Genomic DNA, 2,671 nt, shown 5'->3' with positions numbered 1-2,671 from the left:
GCCGCCGCGCGCGCCCGATCCGGGCCGCGCCCGGCCGTCCTGCGAGGTGTCCGCCCTCCCCGCAAATCGGCCACCCCTGCCCGCACCCAGCCGCCCCCGACCGTACTCGGCGCCTCGCGCATGCCGGAGGGGCCGCATGCCGGAAGGGCCGCCACCCCGCTGACGGGATGACGGCCCTTCCGAAGGAACACCTGGTCAGGCGGGCTGAACCTCGACGCCGACCTTGGCGACGACCTCGGGGTGCAGCCGGACCGAGACCTCGTGCGCGCCGAGCGACTTGATCGGCGAGCGGAGCTCGATGCGCCGCTTGTCCAGCTCGGGACCGCCGGCCGACTTCACCGCACCGGCGATGTCAGCGGGGGTGACGGAGCCGAACAGGCGGCCGCCGTCACCGGCACGGACCTTGAGACGCACCTGGGCGCTCTCGAGCTGGCCCTTGATGCTGTTGGCCTGCTCGATCGTGGCGATCTCGCGGATCTTGCGACCGCGGCGGATCTGCTCGACGTCCTTCTCTCCGCCCTTGGTCCACCGAATGGCGAAACCGCGGGGGAGCAGGTAGTTGCGGGCGTATCCGTCACGGACCTCGACGACGTCACCGGCGATACCGAGGCCGGAGACCTCGTTGGTAAGGATGATCTTCATGATTCGGTCACCCTTTCCTTATCGAGCGGTCGACGTGTAGGGCAGCAGTGCCATCTCGCGGCTGTTCTTCACGGCCGTGGCGACGTCACGCTGGTGCTGGGTGCAGTTGCCGGTGACCCGGCGGGCACGGATCTTGCCACGGTCGGAAATGAACTTCCGCAGCAGGTTCGTGTCCTTGTAGTCCACATAGGAGATCTTCTCCTTGCAGAACACGCAAACCTTCTTCTTCGGCTTGCGAGCAGGCGGCTTCGCCATTGTCTCTCTCCAGTGAGTTCAAGAAGTGTGTGCCGAGCGCCCTCTAGAAGGGGGGCTCGTCCGAGTAGCCGCCACCGCCGCCGGAGCTTCCGCCCCAGCCGCCGCCACCGCTGCCGCGCTCACCGCGGCCGGCCTGCGCCACGAACCGTACGACCTCGTCATCGCCGCGGGCATCGCCGGCGGATTCCCGCCGGTCACCACGTTCGGCTCCGTCGTCGTCGCCGACCGCGTCGTGGCAGCGGATCTGGGAGCGGACTCCGCGGACGGTTTCCTGTCCGTCGACCGCCTCGGATTCGGCACCACCACGCACGCCTGCACCCCGCACCTCGCCGCGGCCGTCGCCCGCGCCCTCGGAGCCGTCCACGCACCCGTGCTGACCGTCTCCACCGCCACCGGAACCGCCGAACGCGCACAGGCGCTGCAAGAACGCCACGAGGGCGCGGCGGCCGAGGCGATGGAGGGATTCGGCGTCGCCGAGGCCGCAGCCGCCCACCGCACCCCCCTCCTGGAGATCCGTACCGTCTCCAACCACGTCGGCCCCAGGGACCGTTCGACCTGGCAGATAGCCGGAGCACTGGCCGCCCTGCGCGACGCCTTCGCGACCCTGCGCACCGTGCTCGACAAGGGCGCCCCGCCGCCCTACACCTGACCGCCCGGCAGCCCGTACACCCGCCACGCCCGCTGCTCCGCACGGGCCCCGGCCACGGCCGCGCACCCCGCGCCGACGTCCCCCGCCTGCGGAGGCGTGCGACCGGAGCCGATTTCCAAGGGTTTCCCCAGAGAACCCCGCCGGGGGTCAAAATCGCCATCCCGCGCGGGTCATGCTGTCCACGCCGCACGAGGCCACGACCCCGGGCCGAACCCATCCGGCACCCGGAACCCACCGGTACCAGGGCCGTCCCGGCCGCCGGGCGACCGGCTCACGTCCCCGTGCGACACCACCGCTCCGTGCGCCGCCACCGACCGAACCGACACCATGGGGGCAGTCCATGACGAATGAAGCGCAGCTTCGGGACTACCTCAAGCGGGTCACCGTCGACCTGCACGAGACCCGCCGCAAGCTCCGGCACCTGGAGTCCCGCGAGCAGGAGCCCATCGCCATCGTCGGCATGAGCTGTCGGCTGCCGGGCGGCGTGCGCACCCCCGACGAGTTCTGGGACCTGTTGGCGTCCGGCGGCGACGGTGTCACGGACTGGCCCGCCGACCGCGGCTGGCACACCGCCGCCGTCGACGGCACCCGCCGCCGGGGAGGGTTCGTCGACGACGCCGACCGCTTCGACGCGGGCTTCTTCGGCATCTCACCGCGCGAAGCCCTCGCCATGGACCCGCAGCAGCGGCTGCTGCTCGAAGTCACCTGGGAAGCCTTCGAACAGGCCGGCCTCGACCCGGCCACCCTGCGCGGCACCCGGTCCGGGGTCTTCGTCGGATGCAGCGACCAGGGCTACACCTCCGGGCTGCGCGAGGTGCCCGACGACGTCCGCGGACACCTGCTCACCGGCAACTCCATGTCGGTCCTGTCCGGCCGGGTCGCCTACACGCTCGGCCTGGAGGGCCCGGCCGTCACGGTCGACACCGCCTGCTCCTCCTCGCTCGTCGCACTCCACCTCGCCGCTCAGTCCCTCCGCTCGGGCGAGTGCTCCCTCGCCGCCGTCGGCGGCGTCACCGTCATGTCCAGCCCCGGCGCCTTCATCGAGTTCGGCCTCCAGGGCGGCCTCGCCGCCGACGGCCGCTGCAAGGCCTTCTCCGACGACGCCGACGGCACCGGCTGGGCCGA

The 2,671-nt window shown here is 71.8% G+C and carries 4 protein-coding genes; 2 read left to right on the top strand and 2 right to left on the bottom strand.

The window, feature by feature from the left end:
* Positions 1-195: 195 nt before the first annotated feature.
* Positions 196-642 carry a 50S ribosomal protein L9 gene (gene rplI / locus ACYVE9_RS22045; RefSeq protein ID WP_461029628.1) on the bottom strand — a complete coding sequence of 149 codons (447 nt, stop codon included), beginning with the start codon at positions 640-642 and terminating at the stop codon, positions 196-198.
* Positions 643-660: 18 nt separating this feature from the next.
* Positions 661-897 carry a 30S ribosomal protein S18 gene (gene rpsR / locus ACYVE9_RS22040; RefSeq protein ID WP_003978893.1) on the bottom strand — a complete coding sequence of 79 codons (237 nt, stop codon included), beginning with the start codon at positions 895-897 and terminating at the stop codon, positions 661-663.
* A 25-nt stretch (positions 898-922) separates the two neighbouring features.
* Here rpsR and ACYVE9_RS22035 point away from each other — a divergent pair, with 25 nt between their 5' ends.
* Both ACYVE9_RS22035 and ACYVE9_RS22030 read left to right on the top strand, forming a co-directional pair.
* Complete coding sequence (locus tag ACYVE9_RS22035) at positions 923-1,546, top strand: futalosine hydrolase (RefSeq protein ID WP_461029627.1); 624 nt, start codon at positions 923-925, stop codon at positions 1,544-1,546.
* 340 nt (positions 1,547-1,886) lie between these two features.
* On the top strand, positions 1,887-2,671 hold a 785-nt coding region (locus ACYVE9_RS22030; protein WP_461029626.1), incomplete at its 3' end, for a beta-ketoacyl synthase N-terminal-like domain-containing protein.

The organism is Streptomyces sparsus, from assembly GCF_054776295.1.
Note: the sequence above shows the minus strand (reverse complement) of the source record. Positions and strands in the feature narration are given on the sequence as shown.

What these genes read in the sequence shown, in the direction of transcription:
- rplI (WP_461029628.1), bottom strand. Translation starts at nt 642, where the DNA reads ATGAAGATCATCCTTACCAACGAGGTCTCCGGCCTCGGTATCGCCGGT.
- rpsR (WP_003978893.1), bottom strand. Translation starts at nt 897, where the DNA reads ATGGCGAAGCCGCCTGCTCGCAAGCCGAAGAAGAAGGTTTGCGTGTTC.